Source organism: Paraburkholderia aspalathi (assembly GCF_900116445.1).
In the GTDB taxonomy this organism is placed as follows: Bacteria; Pseudomonadota; Gammaproteobacteria; order Burkholderiales; family Burkholderiaceae; genus Paraburkholderia; species Paraburkholderia aspalathi.
In genome coordinates this window covers 101,294-123,920 of the sequence record NZ_FPBH01000021.1, presented here as the reverse complement: position 1 = coordinate 123,920, position 22,627 = coordinate 101,294, and the positions used below count along the sequence as shown (strand labels likewise).

At 61.9% G+C, this 22,627-nt stretch carries 19 protein-coding genes and 1 riboswitch; of the genes, 4 read left to right on the top strand and 15 right to left on the bottom strand.

Going from position 1 to position 22,627, the window contains the following annotated elements; genetic code table 11:
* Positions 1–170 precede the first annotated feature (170 nt).
* The 3 genes from BM438_RS28065 (at position 171) to BM438_RS28055 (ending at position 3,885) form a co-directional block, all read left to right on the top strand.
* Positions 171–920 carry a DUF969 domain-containing protein gene (locus BM438_RS28065; RefSeq protein WP_093640979.1) on the top strand — a complete coding sequence of 250 codons (750 nt, stop codon included), beginning with the start codon at positions 171–173 and terminating at the stop codon, positions 918–920.
* Entirely contained in the window at positions 917–1,873 is a 957-nt protein-coding gene (locus tag BM438_RS28060) for a DUF979 domain-containing protein (protein WP_093640976.1), read from the top strand. The genes BM438_RS28065 and BM438_RS28060 overlap by 4 nt, the downstream gene beginning before the upstream one ends.
* Positions 1,874–2,091: 218 nt before the next feature.
* Positions 2,092–3,885: a tetratricopeptide repeat protein gene (locus BM438_RS28055; protein WP_093640973.1), complete on the top strand. Its 1,794-nt coding sequence runs from the start codon at positions 2,092–2,094 to the stop codon at positions 3,883–3,885.
* 98 nt (positions 3,886–3,983) lie between these two features.
* On the opposite strand, the gene BM438_RS28050 is transcribed toward BM438_RS28055, so the two are convergent.
* From BM438_RS28050 to BM438_RS27990, 13 genes are all read right to left on the bottom strand, one after another.
* Positions 3,984–4,241, bottom strand: coding sequence for a BrnA antitoxin family protein (locus BM438_RS28050; RefSeq protein WP_093640970.1), 258 nt, complete (start codon positions 4,239–4,241; stop codon positions 3,984–3,986).
* A gap of 51 nt (positions 4,242–4,292) precedes the next feature.
* On the bottom strand, positions 4,293–4,571 hold the full coding sequence (locus BM438_RS28045) for a BrnT family toxin (protein WP_093640967.1): 279 nt from the start codon (positions 4,569–4,571) through the stop codon (positions 4,293–4,295).
* 202 nt (positions 4,572–4,773) lie between these two features.
* Positions 4,774–5,925, bottom strand: a complete 1,152-nt coding sequence (locus tag BM438_RS28040; protein WP_093640964.1) for a TraB/GumN family protein — start codon at positions 5,923–5,925, stop codon at positions 4,774–4,776.
* Entirely contained in the window at positions 5,918–6,937 is a 1,020-nt protein-coding gene (locus tag BM438_RS28035) for a peptide ABC transporter ATP-binding protein (protein ID WP_093640961.1), read from the bottom strand. Before BM438_RS28035 ends, BM438_RS28040 begins: the two co-directional genes overlap by 8 nt.
* Entirely contained in the window at positions 6,934–7,938 is a 1,005-nt protein-coding gene (locus tag BM438_RS28030) for an ABC transporter ATP-binding protein (protein ID WP_093640958.1), read from the bottom strand. Before BM438_RS28030 ends, BM438_RS28035 begins: the two co-directional genes overlap by 4 nt.
* 1 nt (position 7,939) lies before the next feature.
* On the bottom strand, positions 7,940–8,857 hold the full coding sequence (locus BM438_RS28025; protein WP_093640955.1) for an ABC transporter permease subunit: 918 nt from the start codon (positions 8,855–8,857) through the stop codon (positions 7,940–7,942).
* A gap of 7 nt (positions 8,858–8,864) precedes the next feature.
* Positions 8,865–9,875 carry an ABC transporter permease subunit gene (locus BM438_RS28020; RefSeq protein ID WP_093640952.1) on the bottom strand — a complete coding sequence of 337 codons (1,011 nt, stop codon included), beginning with the start codon at positions 9,873–9,875 and terminating at the stop codon, positions 8,865–8,867.
* Positions 9,876–10,007: 132 nt separating this feature from the next.
* On the bottom strand, positions 10,008–11,636 hold the full coding sequence (locus BM438_RS28015) for an ABC transporter substrate-binding protein (protein ID WP_093640949.1): 1,629 nt from the start codon (positions 11,634–11,636) through the stop codon (positions 10,008–10,010).
* Between the two features lie 208 nt (positions 11,637–11,844).
* Positions 11,845–13,488, bottom strand: a complete 1,644-nt coding sequence (locus BM438_RS28010; RefSeq protein WP_093640946.1) for an ABC transporter substrate-binding protein — start codon at positions 13,486–13,488, stop codon at positions 11,845–11,847.
* Between the two features lie 311 nt (positions 13,489–13,799).
* Positions 13,800–14,630: a methylenetetrahydrofolate reductase [NAD(P)H] gene (metF, locus tag BM438_RS28005; protein ID WP_093640943.1), complete on the bottom strand. Its 831-nt coding sequence runs from the start codon at positions 14,628–14,630 to the stop codon at positions 13,800–13,802.
* 11 nt (positions 14,631–14,641) lie between these two features.
* On the bottom strand, positions 14,642–14,995 hold the full coding sequence (locus BM438_RS28000; RefSeq protein ID WP_054040830.1) for a phage holin family protein: 354 nt from the start codon (positions 14,993–14,995) through the stop codon (positions 14,642–14,644).
* 128 nt (positions 14,996–15,123) lie between these two features.
* Positions 15,124–16,539: an adenosylhomocysteinase gene (ahcY, locus tag BM438_RS27995; RefSeq protein WP_093640940.1), complete on the bottom strand. Its 1,416-nt coding sequence runs from the start codon at positions 16,537–16,539 to the stop codon at positions 15,124–15,126.
* Positions 16,540–16,572: 33 nt separating this feature from the next.
* A riboswitch (S-adenosyl-L-homocysteine riboswitch) is annotated at positions 16,573–16,707 on the bottom strand.
* Positions 16,708–16,760: 53 nt separating this feature from the next.
* Positions 16,761–17,558 carry a glycosyltransferase family 2 protein gene (locus BM438_RS27990; protein ID WP_093641149.1) on the bottom strand — a complete coding sequence of 266 codons (798 nt, stop codon included), beginning with the start codon at positions 17,556–17,558 and terminating at the stop codon, positions 16,761–16,763.
* Between the two features lie 221 nt (positions 17,559–17,779).
* On the opposite strand from BM438_RS27990, the gene BM438_RS27985 reads away from it, so the two are divergent.
* Entirely contained in the window at positions 17,780–18,757 is a 978-nt protein-coding gene (locus BM438_RS27985) for a LysR family transcriptional regulator (protein ID WP_093640937.1), read from the top strand.
* Between the two features lie 145 nt (positions 18,758–18,902).
* Here BM438_RS27985 and BM438_RS27980 read toward each other — a convergent pair whose 3' ends face one another.
* Positions 18,903–20,654, bottom strand: coding sequence for an OmpA family protein (locus BM438_RS27980; RefSeq protein WP_093640934.1), 1,752 nt, complete (start codon positions 20,652–20,654; stop codon positions 18,903–18,905).
* A 172-nt stretch (positions 20,655–20,826) separates the two neighbouring features.
* The gene (locus BM438_RS27975; protein ID WP_093640931.1) at positions 20,827–22,476 is read right to left on the bottom strand and encodes a GMC family oxidoreductase; all 1,650 of its coding nucleotides are present in this window, start codon (positions 22,474–22,476) and stop codon (positions 20,827–20,829) included.
* Positions 22,477–22,627: the final 151 nt, after the last annotated feature.

Below are 22,627 nucleotides of genomic sequence, written 5' to 3'. Positions count from 1 at the left end.
TTGCAGTACCCGCAGTGGAACAGCAAACAAGCAGCAAATGCAGGTGCAGGTGTAGTCGAAGCAACGCGGCCATCAAGAGCCGTAGCAGCAAGACGGCGCGTGGATCATCAGGCGCCGGCCCACGTTAGCCGCCATAAGCGGCGAGGTTGAAACCCTGTTTGGAGATCCAGATGCAGACAACAGTCAGTCTATGGCCGCTCATTGGCGTGGCCGTCATCATCGTCGGCTTTTTATTACGGTTCAATCCGATGCTGATCGTGGCGGTGGCCGCGATCATCACCGGTCTGGCCGCGCACTTCCCGCCTGAAAAGATCCTCGCTGAAATCGGCACCGGTTTCATCAAGACCCGCAATATCCCGCTGATCATTCTGCTGCCGCTGGCCGTGATCGGCCTGCTGGAACGGCATGGCCTGCGCGAGCGCGCGCAAGCGTGGATCGGCGGCATCAAGGCCGCGACCGCAGGGCGTTTGCTGATTGTCTATCTGCTGGTGCGCGAACTGACCGCCGCTGTCGGCCTGACCGGTCTCGGCGGCCATCCGCAAATGGTGCGTCCGCTGATCGCACCGATGGCCGAAGGCGCGACTGAAACGCGCTTCGGCAAGATCAGCGACGCCGTGCGTTTCAAATTGCGCGCCTTCTCCGCGGCGACCGACAACGTCGGCCTGTTCTTCGGTGAAGACATCTTCGTCGCGTTCGGCGCAATCGTGCTGATGACGACCTTCCTGAAAGAAGCCGGCATCATCGTCGAGCCGATTCACGTGGCCGTCTGGGGCATTCCGACCGCGATCTGCGCGTTCATCATTCACGGTTTCCGCCTCTATCTGCTCGACCGCAGGCTCGAACGCGAACTGCGCGGCAATGCCGCAGCGAACACCGCCTCCGTTGCGCCGACGCAACCCGCCGCAGGAGACAAAGCATGACGTTCACGATTACCTATTTGTTCTGGCTGCTCGGCGTCGTGCTGCTGGTGATCGGCGGCATGATCGTCACGGATAAGGAACACCCGCGCCGTTTCACTGCCGGCGGTTTCTGGATTCTCTACGCGCTGATCTTCCTGATCGGCGACAAGTTGCCGCCCTCGGTGGTCGGCGTGCTGGTAACCGTGATGGCGCTGGCCGCGGGCTTCGGCGGTGTGACCGCGGCCAAGCCGAAACTGCTGTCGCTCGAAGCGCGCAAGGCGAGCGCCGCGCGTCTGGGCAACAAGCTGTTCGTGCCCGCGCTGACGATTCCGGTTGTCACCGTGATCATTACGTTGTCGGCCAGCCATCTGATCTTCGGCGGCATGCCGCTGATCGAGAAGGCCAACGTCACGCTGATCGGCTTCGGCATTGGCTGCGTGATTGCACTTGCGATTGCGTGCGTGCTGACGCGCGATACCGTCGGTCAGTCGATGAAAGAGGCGCGCCGCCTCGTCGATGCGTTGTCATGGGCCGCGGTGCTGCCGCAAATGCTCGGCATGCTCGGCCTCGTGTTCTCGGACGCCGGCGTCGGCAAGGCGGTCGCTCACGTGACCACGGCCTACATCAGCCTCGACTACCGCTTTATCGCGGTGGCCGTGTACTGCATCGGCATGGCGCTCTTCACGATGGTGATGGGTAACGGCTTCGCCGCGTTCCCGGTGATGACCGGCGGCGTCGGCGTGCCGATCCTGGTCGGCGTGTTTCACGGCAACCCGGCAGTGATGGTCGCGATCGGCATGTTCTCTGGCTACTGCGGCACGCTGATGACGCCGATGGCCGCGAACTTCAACATGGTGCCGGCCGCGCTGCTCGAACTGCCGGATAAGAATGCGGTGATCAAGGTGCAGGTGCCCACCGCGCTGAGCTTGCTGGTTGTGAACATCTTCCTGTTGAATTTCCTGATGTTCCTGTAGGACCGTTGGCCGAGCCGCGTGGCAAATGCCAACATCGCGTAGGACTTTCGCTCTGGCCCATGCACGCGCGTGAGTCCGCGGCAAATGGACGCCGCCGAATTCGGAGGCGTCCGATCGTCCGGCAAGGGGCCTGAACATAAGCTGGTGGATGATCTTCCATCCACATGCGCTGGCGACGCGCGCAACGCGCGCCGTCAGCGCTTTCCAGCAGGTCCCTCATGGAACACCAATCCCACCCCGACACCGCACCGCCCTCCGCTTACCTCACCTCTCTGATCAAGGCCGCGCTCGAAGCACACCAGGCCGGCCGTCTCGATACCGCCGAACCTCTTTACCGCGAAGCCCTCGCACTTGACCCAACGCATGCCAAAACACTGCATTACTTCGGCGTGCTGCAACATCAGCGCGGCGATCATGGTTTCGCCGCCGAGTTGATGAGCGAAGCGCTCAAACTCGATCGCACTGATGCCGCCTGCTGGAGCAACCGTGGCCTCGTCGCCGCTGCGCTCGGCCATCGCGAAGAAGCGATGATCTGCTATGACCAGGCGCTGCAGTTGCAACCGGATTTCGCCGACGCGCGCAACAACTTCGGTGTCGCGCTGCAAGCGCAAGGCTCATTCGAAGTAGCGATCGAACAGTATCGGCTGGCGTTGGCGGTCAATCCCTCGCTGGCCGACGTACATCTGAATCTCGGCACGGCGCTGAACAAGCTCGGCCGCTACGACGAAGCGCTGGCCTGCTATCAAAACGCGCTGTCGCTCGATCCACAATCGGCGGAAGCGCATTTCAATGCTGGCAATGCGTACAACGCGCAAGGCGATCACGCGGCGGCCATCGCCAGTTTCGAGCGGGCACTGGCACTGCGCGGCGACTATGCCGAGGCTCACATCAACCTGGGCAGCCTGATCGGCAAGCTCGGCGACTACGTCGGCGCCGAATCGCAGTATCGGCGTGCGGTCGCACTCAAGCCGAACCCGACGAATCTGGTTTGCCTCGGCGGCTCGCTTGGCGCGCAGGGTCGCCTCGATGAAGAAGAAGGCTTCTACCGCCACGCACTGGCGCACGATTCCAACTACGCGGACGCGCATCAGGGCCTCGCGTGGCTGTTGCTCAAGCGCGGCGACTACAAGCAGGGTTGGGCCGAATTTGCGAAGCGCTGGCGCAAGAGCGACTACGAGGCGATCGCCGTGCCGGGCGTTGCCGAGTGGCATGGCGAGCCGCTCGATGGGCGCCGTATTTTGATGGTCGGCGAACAGGGTTTCGGCGACCATTTCCAGTTCCTGCGCTATGCACGCGTGCTCGAGCAACTTGGCGCCACGCTCGATCTCTGTGTGCGCGAGCCGCTTCTGCCGCTGGTCGAACGCATCCCCGGCGTGCATCGCGCGTTCAGTGGCAAGCCTGACGGCCCGTACGATTTCTGGGTGCCGATGATGAGCGTGCCGTCGTGTGTCGGCACCGAACTGTCGACCATTCCCGTGGACGTGCCGTATATGTTCGCCGACAAAGCAAAGATCAAAACATGGCGCAAGCGGGTGGACGCAACCGGCAAAGCAACACGCAAAGTGGGTCTGGTGTGGTCCGGCAGCCCGAGCTTCGGCAACGATCGTTATCGCTCGATGGCACTGGCCGCCCTGAGTCCGCTAAGCAAGCTGAAAGACGTCGCATGGTACGCGCTGCAAAAGGGCCCAGCGCACGATCAATTGGCCGATGCACCTGAAGCTTTCCGCGCCCACGATTTCACCGAAGATTTGAAGAGCTTCGACGACACCGCCGCGCTCATCATGAATCTCGACCTTGTGATCGCCGTGGACACCGGCGTGGCGCACCTGGCGGCCGCACTAGGCAAGCCGGTGTGGGTGTTGCTGCCCGCCAACTCGGACTGGCGCTGGCTCGAAGAGCGCAGCGATTCGCCGTGGTATCCGGCGATGAAGTTGTTCCGGCAGACCAGGTTGGGCGATTGGGCGCCGGTGGTCGAACGCGTATCGGAAGAACTACGCGACGGCGGCCTATAAAACCTGCGCTGCGCAGATTTCAGACGTTTCTGCGCAGCGCTTTCTCAATCCCTTCGAACACACCTTCGTACGCAGACAGAATGCCGCGTCGCCGCGCCTTAAGAACGGCGACGCTGCTGCGCCAGCATGTAAGCGCGCAACAACTTGTTGATGCGCGTTTGATAGCCCGCCCCCTGCTCTTTGAACCAGCTCAGTACATCCGCGTCCAGTCGCATGGTCACAGCCTGTTTCGGCGGAACGTGCAGCTCGGCACGGTCAAAAAAGTCGTCACCCAATTCGGGCACGTCGCTCGTGTCGATTTGCGCGTCACCTGCTTTTGCAAGTCGCTTCCAGTCGGTTCCTGATGCTTTACCCATGATTTCGCCTCTGCTCCTTTTCAGCCATTCCCACGCTACCCACCGTGCCAGTCAATTCCAGACGCTGTACTTGTAGCGTTTGACCTCGTGCTTCGTCGCCTTGCGGGCCGAAATGATACGGATCACATCGGCATTGCGTTCGACGTACACCACCACGCCTACGATGGCGGCCATCCAACCCAGCGCGATCCAGCGTTCCTCGCCGTAGTCTTCCCGCTGGTCTATCGCCGTCAGCACCGGATGATCGAACACGTCGACAGCATCCCGGAAATCGATGCCATGCTTACGAATGTTGATTTGATTCTTGAGTTCGTCCCATTCAAACCGCACACAGCACCTGTATTGACATCTGTACATACATCATAGCACGCACGCGTAGCTATGTCCGCGTGAGCCGCGAGCAGTTTGCGACACACGTCAGCATCGGACTGACTGTGAAATTACCGGTTCCTGATCTGGCCGAACGGCTTACCCCGGTTAGGACTGTGACCAACCACGCCGCAGATTTCGCAGCGTAAGGCTGAGGTGGGTCTCACCCCGCATCCACCACGAACCCGTGCTGCCGCAAAAGCTGCAGCACGCCCTTGCGGCCACCCAGATGCAACGCGCCGATCGCCACGAACACCGGCTTGTTCGGCCCGGCGATCAGCAGCATCCGCGATACGAAGCGCCGGTTGCGCTCGTACACGATCCGGTTGTCGATCGAATCGGAAATCCGCTTGTCGCGCGCCAGCTTTTCGGTTTTGGCGGCTTGCCACGCCGCAATCGCATCGGCATCGCCCACGCGCCACAGACGATGCAACGTCTTCACATCGTCGACGTTTTCCGCGGGCGTCTGCACCAGGTCCTGGGCGAGCATTTCGCGTTGCTGCGCAAGCGTGAGTCCGGTGAACGCACGCATTTGCTGTGGCAACGTCTCGAGGCCGACGATCTTGCCGCGCGTCCTGATATAGACGTTCTGCAATTGCGCTTCCGTGCCGTACTCGGTCTGCAAGCCGGCACTCAACGAATCGTAGGTTTCGACCACCAGTGACGCGAGCCACGGCCGCATCTTCTTGATTTCATCCTGCGCCGCAGGATTGCCGCGCAGGCGCAAGGCCAGCTTGCGCCACAAAGGCTCGGGCAGCAGACCTGGCAAACAGTCGCGCCGGCATACGCCGTACTTCGACACATCGTCTTGCGAGACCAGCAGTTCGTCGGGTGAAAGTTCGAGCGCCAGCGTCGGCGAGGCCGCCAGGGCGCCGAGGATCGGTGCGCGGAACGGTTGCCCGGGCGGATAGTCGGCCGGGTCGCCGACATGCAACGTGCCAAGCACGTAAATGGTCGTAGTGCCGCGTGTCGCGACATAGAACGGCATGCGCGCCGGCTGCGCGCGTACCGGACCGCTCGCCGTGGTACCAGGCGTAGCGGGCGGCGGATTGAAGCCGGGCAAGGTGCTGCGTGGCGGCGCCGGCAGGCTGGGCACCGGCACCGCCGGCCGCCCCGCCTGGGCGGGTGCATTGGCGGCCGCGCCAGCAGCATGCGCGAGGCCGATCGGCCCTGCGCTCAGGTGAAAAGCAGAACATACGCCGAGGAGCGTGGCACCGGTCAGTGCAAACGCTCCCCAGCGCCGTGCGAAAGCAGCGTGGCGGCCACCATCACGCGAGCGGCGCGCAAGACGACGCGCCGCCACTGCATCAGGCATCCATGTCCCCCACCTCCTCGGCGCGGTGACACGACACCTGACGGCCATCCACTTCACGCAACTTCGGTTCTTCGCTGCGGCAACGGTCGATCGCGTACGGGCAGCGCTGATGGAACGTGCAGCCCGACGGCGGATTCAGCGGCGACGGCATTTCGCCTTGCAGCTTGATCTTGATCGTGCGATCCGCTTCGAAGATCGAAGGCGTGGCCGACATTAACGCACGCGTGTACGGATGTCGCGGATTCGAGAAAATCCGCTTCTTGTCGCCAAGCTCCGCCACGCCACCGAAGTACATCACCATCACATCGTCGGCGATATGTTCCACCACCGAAAGATTGTGCGAGATGAACACGTAGCTGGTCTTGAACTGCTCCTGCAGATCCATGAACAGATTGAGAATCTGCGCCTGAATCGACACGTCGAGCGCGGACACCGGTTCATCGGCGACCACGATTTGCGGATCGAGGATCATCGCGCGCGCAATCGCCACACGCTGCCGCTGACCGCCCGAGAACATGTGCGGATAACGCTTGGCATGCTCCGGACGCAGGCCGACCGTGCGCATCATCTGCGCGATCCGTTCGGCGCGTTCGGTCGTGCTCAGTTGCGTGTTGATCGCGAGCGGTTCGCTAAGCGTCTGCTCGACTGTCTTGCGCGGATTCAGCGAGGCAAACGGATTCTGGAACACCATTTGCACGCGCCGCCGCAACGCTGCGATCTTCGCGTGATCGGCGCCCGCCACGTCTTCACCGTCGATCAACAGACGGCCCGCGCTGGGCTTTTCGATCATGGTCAGTTGACGTGCCAGGGTGGATTTTCCACAACCGGATTCACCCACCACCGCCAGAGTCTTGCCGCGTTCGAGCGCAAACGACACGCCGTTCAAAGCCTTGACCGTGCCCTGGCTGAACATGCTGCGCTTCACCGAGTAGTAGCGCGCCAGTTTGTCGGCAACCAGGACGTGATCGCCCGCATGGTCCGACTGGCGCCGCGGTTCGAGTACTGCGTTCATCGTGCGCCTCCATGGGTGTGAACGTTGGCGTCGCCGCTCAGGTTCAGGGGTTTGATGCAGCGCACGCGCGCCACTTCTGCGTGACCTTGCATCGGTGTCAATGCCGGTCGCGCCTTCATGCAGTCGTCGACCACGTACTTGCAGCGCGGTGCGAAGAGACACCCTTTCGGACGATCATCACGCCCCGGCACCATGCCCGGCAGTGCGGCGAGCCGCACCGCGCCGACATTGTGTTCCGGAATCGCCGCCAGCAGCGCTTCCGTGTACGGATGATGCGGCGCCGCGAAGATGTCCGGCACGCGGTTCGTTTCGATCACTTCGCCAGCGTACATGACCGCGACTCGCTGCGCGACCTCGGACACCACCGCCAGATCGTGCGAGATCAGCACGAGCGCCATGCCGCGTTCCTTCTGCAGCTTGATCAGCAGTTCCATGATCTGCGCCTGGATCGTCACGTCGAGCGCGGTGGTCGGTTCGTCGGCGATCAGCAGCTTCGGGTTGCAGGCAATCGCCATCGCGATCATCACGCGCTGGTTCATGCCGCCCGACATCTGATGCGGAAATGAACCGATGCGGCCTTTCGGGTCAGGAATACCGACCTGGTCGAGCAACTCCAGCGCGCGTTTGTCCAACGCACTGCCGCGCAGGCCTTCGTGCAGCTTCAGCACTTCCTTGATCTGATAGCCGACCGTGTAGCTCGGATTCAGACTGGTGAGCGCGTCCTGGAACACCATCGCGATGTCTTTGCCGATGATCTTGCGGCGTTCCTTCGCAGACGCCTTCAGCAGATTCTTGCCGTTGAAGGTGATTTCGTCGGCGGTGACTTTGCCGGGCGCGTCGATCAGGCCCATCAGCGCCATCATCGTCACGCTCTTGCCCGAACCCGATTCGCCGACTACGCCGACCACTTCGCCGGGCGCGACATCGAGATTGATCCGATCGACTGCGGGCAGTCCGTTGAAATTCACCGCCAGATTGCGGATGGTCAATAAGTTGCTCATGTCATGCCATCCGTTTCAGTTTGGGATCGAGTGCGTCGCGCAGCCCGTCGCCGAGCAGATTGATCGCGAGCACCGAGATCAGGATGGAAAGACCCGGCATCGTGACGATCCACCAGGCGCTGTCGATATAGTCGCGCGCCGAGGCCAGCATCGCGCCCCACTCCGCCGACGGCGGTTGCACGCCGAGGCCGAGGAAGCCGAGCGCGGCAGCATCGAGAATCGCCGACGAAAAACCCAGCGTAGCCTGCACGATCAACGGTGCGGTGCAGTTCGGCAGCACTTGCGAGAACATCAGACGCAGCGTGCCCGCGCCGGCGACGCGCGAAGCCGTCACATATTCCTTCTGCAATTCGCCTTGCGCCGACGCTCGCGTCAAACGCACATAACCCGGCAGCGCGACGATCGCAATCGCCAGCATCGTGTTGACGAGACCCGGGCCGATGATCGCGACCACCGCGACTGCCAGCAGCAGCGAGGGCAACGCGAGCAGCACGTCCATGATGCGCATGATCGGCGTATCGGCCCATTTCTCGAAGAACGCCGCGATCAAACCGAGCACGATGCCCGGAATCAGCGCGAGCACCACCGAGACGAAGCCGATCCAGAACGACAGCCGCGCGCCGTACATCAGACGCGAGAGGATATCGCGGCCGGCTTCATCGGTGCCGAGAACGAACTTCCAGTTACCGCCGTCAAGCCAGGCAGGCGGGATCTTCACGAAGTCGCGATACTGTTCGATCGGGCTATGCGGCGCGATCAAGGGCGCGAAGATCGCGATGAAGATCAACACCAGCACGATGATGCCGGCAGCAACCGCACCACGGTTTCGCGAGAAATTCGCCCAGAATTCGCGGGCGGCGATGGCGCGGCCGCTGGGCGGCGTTACTGCTGTGGGGACTGTATTTTGTATGTCTGCCATGATCAGGTTACCTCGTATGGCGAATGCGCGGATTCAGCACGCCGTACAACAGATCGACGACGAGGTTCACAACGATCACCAGCGTAGCGATCATCAGGATACCGCCCTGCACTACCGGATAGTCGCGCCGGCCGATCGCGTCGATCAGCCACTTGCCGATACCCGGCCACGAAAACAGCGTCTCCGTCAGCACGGCGCCTGCGAGCAAGGTGCCGACCTGCAAGCCGATCACGGTCACGACCGGAATCAGCGCATTACGCAATGCATGCACGACGATCACGCGGCCCGGCGACAAACCCTTCGCACGTGCAGTGCGAATGTAGTCTTCGCGCAGCACTTCGAGCATCGACGAACGCGTCATGCGCGCGACGACAGCCAGCGGAATCGTGCCGAGCACAATAGCCGGCAAAATCAGATGACTGACCGCGGATTTGAACGCGCCTTCGTCGGTGGACATCAACGCGTCGATCAGCATGAAGCCGGTCACGTGCGGAATGTCGTATTCGACGGCAATGCGGCCCGACACCGGCGTCCAGCCCAGGTCGACGGAAAAAAACATGATGAGGATCAAGCCCCACCAGAAGATCGGCATCGAGTAGCCCGTGAGCGCCGTGCCCATCACGCCGTGATCGACCACCGTGCCGCGCCTGAGCGCCGCGAACACGCCCGAGGGCAAGCCGACGATCAACGCGAACAGCATCGCGCAGATCGACAGTTCGACGGTAGCGGGAAAACGTGCGAGGAATTCGCCCATCACGCTGGTATTGGTGATGATCGAGGTGCCGAGGTCGCCGTGCATGGCGCGACCGATGTAATGAACGTATTGCATCGGCAAGGACTCGTCGAGCCCGAGGCGGTGCATCGCGGCGGCGTGCATGGCGGGATCGACGCCGCGCTCGCCCATCATCACTTCGATGGGGTCGCCCGGTATCAGGTGAATCAGCGCAAACGCGAGGATCGTGATGCCGATGAACGTCGGTATCACCATGCCGATGCGGCGCAAAACGAAGCGGAACATGGTTCGTCCCTATGGTCTTGATGAAGAAAAAACGCAACCGGCGACGAGGGCTTGTGACCCCGGTCGCCGGACCATTTCGACCAGTTTTCTAACCGTGCGAAAAGCTACTGCGTAAGCTTGACTGTATGACTGTTACTTGACGCTGACGCCGTCGAAACGCGCATAACCCAGCGGTTCGATACGCATATCGACCACCTTCTTGCTGACAGGCTGGTACACGGTCGAGTGAGCGATCGGCGAGAACGGCAGTTGCTGCGCGAAGATCTGCTGCGCCTGCATGTAAGCCGTCGTACGTGCGCCCTGATCGGACGTGACGCGCCCCTTCTGGATCAGATCGTCGAACGGCTTATAGCACCACTTCGAGAAGTTGTTGCCGTTCACCGCTTCGCAGCCGAGCAGCGTGCCGAGCCAGTTGTCCGGATCGCCGTTGTCGCCGGTCCAGCCGATCAGCATCGTGTCGTCTTCACCTGCGTGCGCGCGCTTGATGTACTCGCCCCATTCGTACGTGACAATCTTCGCCTTCACGCCGATCTTGGCCCAGTCGGCCTGGATCATTTCCGCCATCAGGCGGGCGTTCGGGTTATAAGCGCGTTGCACCGGCATCGCCCACAGCGTGATGTCGAAACCGTTCGGATAACCGGCCTTGGCCAGCAGCGCCTTGGCCTTGTCCGAATCGAAGGATGCGCCCTTCAGGTTCTTGTCGTACGACCATTGGGTCGGCGGCATCGGGTTCGTCGCGGACTGGCCTGCGCCTTGATACACCGACTCGATGATCGCCTTCTTGTTGATCGCCATGTCGAGCGCCTGACGCACTTCGAGCTTGTCGACCGGCTTGTGCGTCACGTTGTACGCGAGATAGCCCAAGTTGAAGCCCGGTTGCGACGGCATGTCGATATTCGCTTCAGCCTTCAGCGGTGCGATGTCGGCCGGACGCGGATAGCTCATCACCTGGCATTCGTCGCGCTTGATCTTTTGCACGCGCACGCCGGCGTCCGGCGTGATCGAGAAGATCAGCTTCGAGATCTTCACCGCGTTCGGCTTCCAGTAATCCGGATTGCCGTCGAAGCGGATCGTCGCGTCTTTCGTGTAGCTGCGGAAGATGAACGGACCCGTGCCGACCGGGTACTGGTTGATGTCGGCGGCCTTGCCGGCCTTCATCAACTGGTCGCCGTATTCACCCGACAGAATCGACGCGTATTCCATCGCCAGATTCTGAATGAACGGCGCGTTGACTTCCTTCAGCGTGAACTTGACCGTGTACGGATCGACCTTTTCGACGCTGGTGATCAGCTTGTCGAGGCCCATGTCGGTGAAGTACGGGAACTGCACCGGGTAAGCTTTGTGGAAGGCCGAGTTCGGATCCAGCATGCGCTGGAACGTGAACACGACGTCGTCCGCATTGAATTCGCGCGTTGGCTTGAAGAACGACGTGGTCTGGAACTTCACGCCATGACGCAGGTGGAACGTGTACGTCTTGCCGTCCGCGGAGACTTCCCATTTTTCGGCGAGGCCCGGCTCGACCTTGGTGCCGCCGCGCTCGAATTCGACGAGGCGGTTGTAGACGGTGAACGTGTTAGCCGTGAAATCGGTGCCCGTGGTGTACTGGGCCGGATCGAAACCCGCAGGGCTGCCTTCTGAGCAGTAGACGAGTGTTTTGTTCGGAATCTCGGCATGCGCGCTCGTAGCGCCCAGCATCGATGCCGCTGCAGCTGCGACGAGCGTCGTAACACGCGCGGCGCGCAACAGGTTGTTTTGCTTCATGTTTCCTCCAGGTTCGGGGCCGGCTTCCGCCGGCGTAGCGCGATCTTACTTGAGCTTGGCTCACAGCAACAAGCGGAGGAAAATACCCCTGTTGACGATCGGAAACAGTTAGGGCATGTGGGCGGCCGTACGCCGGCGCTGGCCGGAGCGTACGGCTGTTACGAAGACGAGGCGAGGCGGCCTCGGCCGGAAAACCGCCCGCCTGCTGTTATTTCAGGCCGACGTTCATGAATTGCGTCGGGCCGAACGGGTCGATCTTGAAGCCCGTGACGTTCTTGCTGATGGGCTGATACACCGTGGAATGGGCGATTGGCGTGAACGGCACCTGGTCCTTGAAGATTTCCTGGGCTTCCGTATAAGCCTTGGTGCGCTCGGCAAGATCGGTCGTGCCGCGACCCTTCCGGATCAGATCGTCGTAAGGCTTGTAGCACCATTTGGAAAAATTACTGCCGTTCACCGCGTCGCAGCCGAGCAATACGCCCAGCCAGTTATCCGGATCGCCATAGTCGCCGGTCCAGCCGATCAGCATTGCCTCATGCTCGCCCGAATGACCGCGGCGAATATATTCACCCCATTCGTAAGTAGCGATCTTCACCTTGACGCCGATCTTCGCCCAATCCGCCTGCAGCATTTCCGCCATCAGACGCGCGTTCGGGTTGTAAGGCCGCTGAACCGGCATGGCCCACAGCGTCAGATCGAAGCCGTCGGGGTAGCCCGCCTCCTTGAGGAGCGCTTTCGCTTTGTCGACGTCGTACGGGGCGTCCTTCAGATTCTTGTCGTAGCCCCATTGCGTCGGCGGCATCGGATTGGTCGCCGCCTGGCCGGCGCCCTGATACACCGATTCGATAATCGCTTTCTTGTTGATCGACATATCGAGTGCGCGGCGCACCATCAGATTGTCGAGCGGCTTCTTGGTGTTGTTGTACGCGATATAGCCGAGATTGAAACCGACCTGACTCGGAATGGCGAGCGATGCATCGGCTTTAACCGCTGGAATATCGCCGGGGCGCGGATACGACATCACCTGGCACTCACCGCGCTTCAATTTTTGCAGCCGCACGGCCGGGTCGACGGTAATCGCGAATATCAGCTTGCCGATTCTGACTACACCCGGTTTCCAGTAATCGGGATTGCCGTCAAACCGGATTGAATCGTCCTTCGTATAGCTGCGGAAAATGAATGGACCGGTACCGACCGGATATAGATTCATATCGGACGCTTTACCTGCTTTCAGTAACTGATCGGCGTATTCAGCCGACAAAATCGACGCAAACGGCATTGCGATCTGCTGCAAAAACGGCGCATCGACTTCCTTCAGCGTGAAACGCACCGTATACGGATCGAGCTTCTCGACCTTGGTGATGTTCTTCGCGAGGCCAAGGTCGGTGAAATACGGAAACGGCACTGCGTAGGCTTTGCGGAACGGCTGTTCCGGATCGAGCATCCGCTGATAAGTAAAGACGACGTCGTCAGCGTTGAATTCGCGAGTGGGCTTGAAGAACGAGGTGGTCTGGAACTTCACGCCGTGCCGCAGATGGAACGTGTAGGTCAGGCCGTCCTGCGATACGTCCCATTTCTCGGCAAGGCCAGGCTCGATATCGGTACTGCCGTGCGCGAACTCGATCAGCCGGTTATAGACCGTGTACGAGCCGGCGGTGAATTCCACGCTGGTGGTGAACTGGGCGGTGTCGAAACCCGCCGGACTGCCTTCGGAGCAAAACACGAGGGTTTTGTCGGGCAGCGTGGCCGCGTCGGCTACGGCGGCCGCGAGGCCGGCAGCCAGCACCGCACAGGCGCTCAAGACTGGCAAACAGGTATGGCGAACTGCAAACAGCAATCGGGATACTGTCATCACGTTCTCCGCACAGCAGCCAAGTCAGCTGCGCTTCGATCATAGACAGTGCAAAAATCGGGTTCAATGCGGGCTTACGCTTCGCAAGAAATGCCCCAATGGGCATGTTTGTTGCGTCGCAGCAGGATGTGATGCCTGACGCGGAGCTCGGATTGCCCGCCCCACTGGCGCTGCACTGCACGCCGGTGCAACGTAAGGCACAGAATGCGCGGGCACATTTTAGGCGCGAGGCGCGGCAGCGTCGGATTTCACCCATAAAAAAACCGCGCGGCAGGTAAGCCGCGCGGTTTCTGGACAACGGTGCCTAAAGTTTAAGCGCCCAGCCGTTCGCAGATCGCCTTGGTCGCCGCGGCGCCATTGAGCGTGTAGAAGTGCAAGCCCGGCACCTTCGCCTCGATGAGACGCCCGCACAGGTCGGTCACCACGTCCAGCCCAAAGGCGCGAATCGACTCGCGGTCATCGCCGAAGCTTTCCAGACGGCGCGCGACCCAACGCGGCACTTCCGCACCGCACATCTCGGAGAAACGCATCAGCTGCGAGAAGTTCGTGATCGGCATGATGCCCGGCACGATCGGCACGTCCACGCCGAGCTTCCGCGCGTCGTCGACGAAGCGGAAGTACGCATCCGCGTTGAAGAAGTACTGCGTGATCGCCGAATTGGCGCCGGCCTTCACCTTGTGGGCGAAGTTTTCCAGATCGTGACGCGGCGAGCGCGACTGCGGGTGGTACTCCGGATAGCCGGCCACCTCGATCCAGAACCAGTCGCCGAATTCGGCGCGGATAAAGCTCACCAGTTCCGACGCGTAACGCAATTCGCCGACTTCGCCCATGCCGGACGGCAGATCGCCGCGCAGCGCGACGATATGGCGGATGCCATGCGCGCGGTACTCGTTGAGGATCGCGCGCAGGCTCTCTTTCGAGGAGCCGATGCACGAGACGTGGGGCGCCGCTTCGAGCCCTTCCTTCGCCATTTCGACGACGGTGTCGAGCGTGCCCTGTTGCGTCGAGCCGCCGGCGCCGAACGTGACAGACACGAACTTGGGCTTGAGCGACGCAAGCTGCCCGCGGGTGGCGCGCAGCTTGTCGACGCCTTCCTGCGTTTTCGGCGGGAAGAATTCGAATGAAAGTTCGATCGGGTTCATGATTCAGTAGATCAACCGAGACTGCGGTTGCCGAAAATAAGCGCGGACAGCAGCCAGGAAACGATGCTGTACAGAATCGAGCCGAAGAAGGCCGACCAGAAACCCGACACCTCGAATCCCTTCAGCAGCGACGCGCACAGCCAGAAGCACAGCGCATTGACCACCAGAATGAAGAGTCCGAGCGTGACGATCGTGACGGGCAGCGTCAACAGGATCAGCACCGGACGCAGGATCGTATTGATCAATCCGAGCACCACCGCGACGATCAAGGCGGTGCCGAAACTACGGATATGAATCGACGGTACGAGGTAGGTGATGATCAGGAGCGCAAGCGCGTTGATCAGCCAGGTCAGCAGCACGGTCATGTAGAGGTCCTTTGGCAGGGTGTCCGTTTGAACGGAAACGGGCGGGCATGGCGAACAAAGCGGCGCCTTACGCGCCGCCTCGCCGTCAAACTGTCATGCTTTAAAACCGCCCGCGCGCTTGATGCTACTTAGTAGCGGTAGTGGTTCGGCTTGAACGGACCGTTCTTGTCGACGCTGATATAGCTCGCCTGATAGTCCGACAGCACCGTCAGTTCTGCGCCGATACGGCCCAGATGCAGACGCGCCACCTTTTCATCAAGGTGCTTCGGCAACACGTAGACCTTGTTTTCATACTTGTCGCCGTGCACGAACAGTTCGATCTGCGCGATCGTCTGGTTCGTAAACGATGCCGACATCACGAACGACGGATGGCCCGTTGCGCAACCCAGATTCACCAGACGCCCTTCAGCCAGCAGGATGACGCGCTTGCCGTCCGGGAAAATGATGTGGTCGACTTGCGGCTTGATGTTTTCCCACTGGTACTTGCGCGTCGAGGCAACGTCGATTTCCGAATCGAAGTGACCGATGTTGCAGACAATCGCGTTGTTGCGCATGGCAGCCATATGATCGTGGCCGATCACGTGGAAGTTGCCCGTTGCCGTCACGAAGATGTCGGCCTTGTCTGCCGCGTATTCCATCGTCACGACGCGATAGCCTTCCATCGCTGCCTGCAACGCGCAGATCGGATCGATTTCCGTAACCCACACCGTCGCGCCCAGACCGCGCAACGATTGCGCGCAGCCCTTGCCCACGTCGCCGTAACCCGCCACAACCGCGATCTTGCCCGCGATCATCACGTCGGTTGCGCGCTTGATACCGTCGACCAGCGACTCGCGGCAGCCATACAGGTTGTCGAATTTCGACTTCGTGACCGAATCGTTCACGTTGATGGCCGGGAACGGCAGGCGCCCTTCCTTTTCCATCTGATACAGACGGTGCACGCCGGTCGTGGTTTCTTCGGTCACGCCCTTGATGTGCGCGAGACGCGTGGAGTACCACACCGGATCGGCGTCGAGATGCTTGGCGATCGACTTGTACAGCGCGACTTCTTCTTCATTTTCCGGCTTCGAGATCACCGAACGGTCTTTCTCAGCCTTCGAGCCGAGGATCAGCAGCAACGTGGCGTCGCCGCCGTCGTCGAGGATCATGTTGGCGAATTCGCCATTCGGCCATTCGAAAATGCGGTGCGAGAATTCCCAGTATTCGTCGAGCGATTCGCCCTTGAACGCGAACACCGGCACGCCGCCTTGCGCAATCGCGGCGGCTGCATGATCCTGCGTCGAGAAGATGTTGCACGATGCCCAGCGCACGTCCGCGCCGAGTGCCGTCAGGGTTTCGATCAGCACGCCGGTTTGAATCGTCATGTGCAACGAACCCGCAATACGCGCACCCTTCAGCGGCTGCGAGCTCTTGTATTCCTCGCGCGTCTGCATGAGGCCGGGCATTTCGGTTTCAGCGATATTCAGTTCCTTGCGGCCCCAGGCTGCAAGCGACATATCGGCGACGAGGAAATCTTGCTTTGAATCGAGAACTGCGGCGTTCATCACGCCCTCCTTTCTAAAAAATTGACTAGAAATTTGACGTGAGCGCGGTTCGATGCGGTGGATGGGAGCGCAATGCGCATCCTGGCCCTCCGATTGAAGCCTCCGAGCCTGGCGGGCGGCCAGCGAATATGCTGATTCGCGGTACCCGTCGCAACGCTCCTCGAAGACGAACGGCGATTGTAGCAAATCGAGATGGCTTCGGGGTGGTGCCGGGTGGGTGATTACGCGCCGTGATTCGGGAGGGCAGAGGCGGCTGGCACGGTAGCGACGCTGGCCGTGCGCAACTGCTCGATGCCCGCGCGGGCGGTTTCGAGAAACTGCCTCGAAAAACGGAACGCGTCGGCCACGTCGGCGGGATCCGGTGTCTGCAAACCAAGAACGATACGGAAATAGCGTTCGGCGTGAATGCCCGCGTGGTAATGCATACGCACGCGTTTCGCGTCATCCAGGCGCCTGTTGCCGAAAATGTCGCGCAGAGCCCATGAAAACGCGCCGTCTTCGCCACCGATGCGGCGGAACGCGTCGTCCATCGGAAATCCGCCAAGCGCGGCATACACCGCGCGGCGGATGATCAGGCTGCTCGGTACCGTATTGCTAAGCGTCGCGGCGTGCTGGGCGAAGTCACCATGCCCGGTGAGCTCAGCCGGAAAATCCGTGTACTCGACGTCGAGTCGCACGGACACTTCATTCGGGTTCTGCGTAAGAAACGCGCTCGCGGCGGCCAGCGCGCCGGGCAGGTATTCGTCGTCGGCGTCGAGGAAAGCGAGCAGAGAGTGAGCCGCATGCATCGCGCCCCAGTTGCGCGCCCGAGCCGGGCCGCCGTTGTACGGCATCTGCAGCAAGCACACACGTGCGTCGAGACGCCCGTAATGAGCGACCACGTCGGCGGATGCATCGGTCGAGCCGTCGTCCACCACAATGATCTGCGCGGGTTCCGGCTGAATCAGGCAACTTTGGAGCGCACGGCCGAGCGTCGCCGCGCCGTTGTAGCAGGGAATGATGATCGAAATGGACGTCATGAATTGAAACGGGCGCTGCGGGCCAAACGGTAGAGAACCGTCGATGGTAGCCCGCTTCCCGTCGGGTCCATCCTGGAAAAGCGGCGTGCGCGGCCGTGCCGACCAACGCACTGCGCGCAAACGGCGTCGACACGAAACGCCATTCGCCTGCCCCTCAACATAAATACGATGACTTACAATCGCTCGGGTCATTCCAAATTGGAATTCTGGAGCCTGAGATCGTGGAACTACGCGCGCTGCGGTACTTCGTCGAAGTGGTCCGTCAACAGAGCTTCACCGTCGCCGCCGAGCAGATGTTCGTCACGCAGCCGACCATCAGCAAGATGGTCAAGTCGCTGGAAGACGAAATCGGCTCGCCGCTGCTGCTACGCGACGGGCGCCAGATGGTGCTGACCGACGCCGGCCGGATCGTCTATCAGCGCGGTCAGGATGTGCTGGCCGCGCACGCGCAGTTGCAGGCCGAGTTGAATGACCTCGACACGCTCGGCCGCGGCGAGCTGACCATCGGCATTCCGCCGATGGGCGGCTCGCTGTTCACGCCGGCCATCGCCGCCTTCCGCCAGCGCTACCCAAAAATCGAGCTGAAGTTGTTCGAGCAGGGTTCGCGCGCGATTGAGACCGCGCTGATCCACGGCGAGCTGGAGTTAGGCGGCGTGTTACAGCCGGTCGATCCGGAAAACATCGAGGTGCTGCCGATGACCCGGCAATTGCTGTGGCTGGTCGCGCGCACCGGCTCGCGCTGGGACGATCTGCACGAAGTGCCGCTCGTCGAACTCGCCAACGAGCCATTCGTGTTTTACGGCGAGAGCCTCGCGCTCAACGACGTCGTGCTGAACGCGTGCCGCACCGCCGGCTTTGCGCCGACGATTGTCGGGCGCAGCGGACACTGGGATTTCATGGCGGCGCTGGTGCTGGCCGGCGTCGGTATCGCGCTGTTGCCGGCACCGTACTGCCGACGGCTCGACGCGGCGCAGTTCACCTGCCGCCCCGTGGTGGAACCGGAGATTCCGTGGGAAATGGCAATCGGCTGGCGCCGCAATGGGTATCTATCGCACGCAGCGCGCGCGTGGCTGGAGGTGGCGCGCGAGACGCTGCCGGGGCAGGCCGGTGACGATTTCATGCTAGGGCCGGGCATCGGCGTGTCCGGCATCACTGCGCCCGTTCAGACACCGCCGTCGGAAACGCGACCGGCTAAGTGACGACATGCCGCCCGGTGCAGACCGGACGGCATGCCTTCCTAGCTAAGCCGACCTTGACGGCTTGGCTCAAAAGTCCGCCTCGAGAGCCTGCGCCAAGGCGCATCTCAGAGACTTACTTACCTTCAAGGCTTACCAAGCTCCATCATTACTGCTGCGCGACAAACTCGATGCGGCGATTGGCAAAACGGCCGCTCGCCGTGTCGTTGCTCGCGACCGGATTGGCATCGCCATAACCTTGCGCGACCAGCGAATCCGCCGGCACACCCGTCTTCACGAGATACGCGCGAACCGCTTCGGCGCGCTTCTTCGACAGTTGCAGATTGCCTTGTGCACCGCCGACATTGTCCGAATAGCCGGCTACTTCGAGCTTGGCCGTCTTGCCGTTGCGCGCGCAGGCATTCAACACTTGCGCCGACTGATTCAGATCTTCCAGCGCCGAGGCCGGCACGCGAGCACCGGCGCTTGCGAAGTTGATCACCTGCAGGTTCAGCACCTTGACCACGTCTGCTGTCACGCACGAACTATCCGGCGCGAGGAGGCCCTTGATCGCGCTGCGGAAGTTTTCCGTTGCGTTGGCGACCGCCTGTTCGACGTTGAACGAACCGATCTGATACGAGGCGCCGAACAGAGATTTGAGTTTGTCGAGCCAGCCGAGCTTCGCGTTTGCCGCGCTGCCGCTCAGTTCGATGTGCACGCCACCCACTTTCACCTCGGCGCCCGGCAATGCCATCAGCGGCAGCAGGCCGTCCAGATGAACGAGCCAGTCGGCTTGCTTGGTGTCCTGATCGACGGTGACGTTCGCGACGAAACGGTCAGCGCCGAAGTGCTTTGTCAGCGCGTCGATTAGTTGGGTCTTTTCGGCTTCGCTGCCAACCGTGGCGGTGAGCGTCGGCTTACCGGCGGGGTCGACTGTGAAGCTGAGTTGGCTGTCTTTGGTCGGCGCGGGCGCGGCGGCGGGTTGCCGCGTGTCGCTGGCAACGCTTGCTGCGACGGCACTGGCGGCAGGCGTCGAAGCAGCGACATCAGCGGCCGCGGGCGCGGCGGCCGAAGCCCCAGCCAGTGCGGAAGCGGGCTGCACGGTTGCCGCGGCTTCCGCACTACTGCGCTCACCGCTTTGTTCGCCTCGTTGCTCGCCATGGCAACCACGCAGGAACAGGAAAGCCAGCACCGCAGCAATCGCCGCGAGCAGCCACCACACCCACTTGCGCGGACGGCGCTCTTCGCGCACCACCGCGTCGGCCGGCACGCGGATGCTCGACATGGCTTCGGCCACGGGTTTGGCAGCAGGCGTCGGATGATCGATGTGCGCCGAGACCGCTTTCAGCTGCGACAGAATATTGCCGGTGAACGCGCCGAGTCCGCTCAGCCCAAGGCCGGCCATCAGACGATCGTTCAGGTACGGCGCAATGGCCGGCAGTTGATGGCCGAGCAGCGTCGGCAACTGGCCGACATTGCCCTGACCTTCGAGAAAATGCCGCTTCAGCAAACCCAGCAACGTAGCGCCGACGATGCCCGTCATGGCGTGCGTTGCATGCGCCGGTACGCCGGTTTGGGTGGCGACCTCGTCGCTGAGCGAGTCGACGCGGCGATCGAATGCGCGCTCGAGCAATTGCCGCCCCATGCCTTCCAGCTGGCTCACGCCGGTAGTGGTACCGAGCAGTTGCGGCAACTGCTCGGCGATGTGGCCGTTTACCTCAGGCGAGAGAATCGTTGCGAACAGCGAACGCGCGCCGTCGAGCGTCGCGCCCTTCTGCATCAGACCGGCCACCAGCGCCGGGCCGGTTGTTGCAAGCACCTTCTGGGTCGCGTCCGGCGGCAGCCCGAAGCGGGCCGCCATCTGTCGCACGACACCGTCCGTCAACGCGGACTGAATCAGCTGAATCACATTGATACTCATCGCTTCGCTTCCTTGATTTCCCGAACGCATCACCTGACGCGTCCTTTTTCGCGGCGCGATTATAGGTTTGGGGAAATCTCATAAACGAAACGGCACAATTTATGACGAATTAGCCGACGTTCGCCTAAATATTCTTATATTTGCGACCCAGATTGAGAAAATTGATGTCCGATCAAGCCGCCACGCCGGTGACGCCGGTCGACTTCATCGCCGGCGCCGTTTGCCCTTCACGCCGGCTCGCCGCGATCAGTTCGGCCGCGCGCTCACCGATCATCACCGTGGGCGAATTCGTGTTGCCGCCGATCAGCGTCGGCATCACGGAGGCATCGACGATCCGCAGCCCCGTCACGCCGCGCACGCGCAATTGCGGATCGACCACCGATTGCGCATCGCCACCCATCCGGCACGTTGCCACCGGGTGGTAGATCGTGTCGGCATGCTCGGCGATGGTCCGGCGCAATTCCTCCTCGGTCTGGCCGACATGCGTGTACAGCTCCTTGCCGCCATGCAGCGCGAGCGACGGCGCGTCGAGAATGCGCCGCGCCATCTGCGCGCCCTCCACCAGCAGGTCGAGATCGCGCGAGTCGCTGAAAAACCGCGGATCGATCACGGGCGCGGTGCGCGCGTCGGCGCTCGCGAGCGTCACCGTGCCGCGGCTATGCGGCCGCAGCACGCAGACGTGCAGCGAATAACCGTGGCCCCAGTGCATATGGCGGTTGTGGTCGTCGACGATCGCCGCGCAGAAATGCAGTTGCAGGTCCGGGCGATCGAGTGTCGGCCGGCTCTTCAGAAAGCCGCCCGCCTCGGCGACATTGCTCGACAGCATGCCCTTCCCATGCCGCATGAAGGTCATGAACTGCGGCAGCATCCGCGCAATGCCGCGAATCGAAAAGCCGGTCGGCTCGATCGACGACACCCGTTTGTTGATCGTGAAGTCGACGTGGTCGATCAGGTTCTGGCCGACCTCGGGTGCATCGTGCAGCACGGCGATGCCGAGCGACTGCAGATGCGCCGCCGGCCCGATGCCCGAGCACATCAGCAGTTGCGGTGAATTGAACGCGCCCGCGGCCAGCACCACTTCCGCACGCGCTTCCAGCGTTTCGGTACGGCCGCCGCGCACGATCTCGACGCCGCTCGCGCGCTTGCCGTCGAAGGTCACGCGCAGCACCGTCGCATCGGCGATCGTGTGCAGATTGGGGCGCGCGCGGTCATAGATATAGGCGCGCGCAACACTGCAGCGCCGTCCGTCGCGCTGCGTCACCTGATAGAAGCCGATGCCTTCCTGGTCCGCGCCGTTGAAGTCGCTGTTCGATTTGTAACCGGCTTCGATCGCGGCCTGCACGAAACGCTTCGAAAACGGATTGCGATAGCGCAGATCGGACACCGTCAGCGGGCCGTCCGCGCCATGCCATGCGTCGGCGCCGCGCTCGTTGCCCTCCGCGCGCCGAAAATACGGCAGCACGTCGGCCCACGACCAGCCTTCGCAGCCGAGCTGCGCCCATTCGTCGTAATCGAGCGGATGGCCGCGCGTGTAGATCATCGCGTTGATCGCGCTCGATCCGCCGAAGCCGCGCCCACGCGGCTGATAGCCCTGGCGGCCGGCGAGCCCCGGCTGAGGCGTCGTCAGATAGCCGTAGTTGGTTTTGAGTTTGTGCGGCACGACGGCCGCCACCCCCACCGGCATGTTCACGAACAGATTGCGGTCCGTATGCGGACCGGCTTCGATCAGGGCAATCGTGGCGTCCGGGCAGCTATCCGCCAGACGGCTCGCGAGCGAGCAGCCGCCTGAGCCCGCACCGACGATGATGTAGTCGTATTGCATCCGCTCCTCCAATTGGGGCCGCGTTGCTCGCGGACCCTGTCTAGTACACACTTGTCTACGTGTGTTTTATCGGCATTGTAGGGAGCGTTCGGTTGCGACGGCGGGTTCGTGTCAGAGCGATCCCTCTAAACGAAAGCCCTCCCGCGACCCT

Excerpts from the sequence above, each read along its gene's own strand:
- BM438_RS27980 (WP_093640934.1), bottom strand. The coding sequence starts at position 20,654 with ATGAGTATCAATGTGATTCAGCTGATTCAGTCCGCGTTGACGGACGGT.
- metF (WP_093640943.1), bottom strand. The coding sequence starts at position 14,630 with ATGAACCCGATCGAACTTTCATTCGAATTCTTCCCGCCGAAAACGCAG.
- BM438_RS28010 (WP_093640946.1), bottom strand. The coding sequence starts at position 13,488 with ATGACAGTATCCCGATTGCTGTTTGCAGTTCGCCATACCTGTTTGCCA.
- BM438_RS27975 (WP_093640931.1), bottom strand. The coding sequence starts at position 22,476 with ATGCAATACGACTACATCATCGTCGGTGCGGGCTCAGGCGGCTGCTCG.
- BM438_RS27990 (WP_093641149.1), bottom strand. The coding sequence starts at position 17,558 with ATGACGTCCATTTCGATCATCATTCCCTGCTACAACGGCGCGGCGACG.
- BM438_RS28000 (WP_054040830.1), bottom strand. The coding sequence starts at position 14,995 with ATGACCGTGCTGCTGACCTGGCTGATCAACGCGCTTGCGCTCCTGATC.
- BM438_RS28040 (WP_093640964.1), bottom strand. The coding sequence starts at position 5,925 with ATGCCTGATGCAGTGGCGGCGCGTCGTCTTGCGCGCCGCTCGCGTGAT.
- BM438_RS28060 (WP_093640976.1), top strand. The coding sequence starts at position 917 with ATGACGTTCACGATTACCTATTTGTTCTGGCTGCTCGGCGTCGTGCTG.
- BM438_RS28015 (WP_093640949.1), bottom strand. The coding sequence starts at position 11,636 with ATGAAGCAAAACAACCTGTTGCGCGCCGCGCGTGTTACGACGCTCGTC.
- BM438_RS28065 (WP_093640979.1), top strand. The coding sequence starts at position 171 with ATGCAGACAACAGTCAGTCTATGGCCGCTCATTGGCGTGGCCGTCATC.
- BM438_RS28035 (WP_093640961.1), bottom strand. The coding sequence starts at position 6,937 with ATGAACGCAGTACTCGAACCGCGGCGCCAGTCGGACCATGCGGGCGAT.
- BM438_RS28025 (WP_093640955.1), bottom strand. The coding sequence starts at position 8,857 with ATGGCAGACATACAAAATACAGTCCCCACAGCAGTAACGCCGCCCAGC.
- ahcY (WP_093640940.1), bottom strand. The coding sequence starts at position 16,539 with ATGAACGCCGCAGTTCTCGATTCAAAGCAAGATTTCCTCGTCGCCGAT.
- BM438_RS28030 (WP_093640958.1), bottom strand. The coding sequence starts at position 7,938 with ATGAGCAACTTATTGACCATCCGCAATCTGGCGGTGAATTTCAACGGA.
- BM438_RS28055 (WP_093640973.1), top strand. The coding sequence starts at position 2,092 with ATGGAACACCAATCCCACCCCGACACCGCACCGCCCTCCGCTTACCTC.
- BM438_RS28050 (WP_093640970.1), bottom strand. The coding sequence starts at position 4,241 with ATGGGTAAAGCATCAGGAACCGACTGGAAGCGACTTGCAAAAGCAGGT.
- BM438_RS28020 (WP_093640952.1), bottom strand. The coding sequence starts at position 9,875 with ATGTTCCGCTTCGTTTTGCGCCGCATCGGCATGGTGATACCGACGTTC.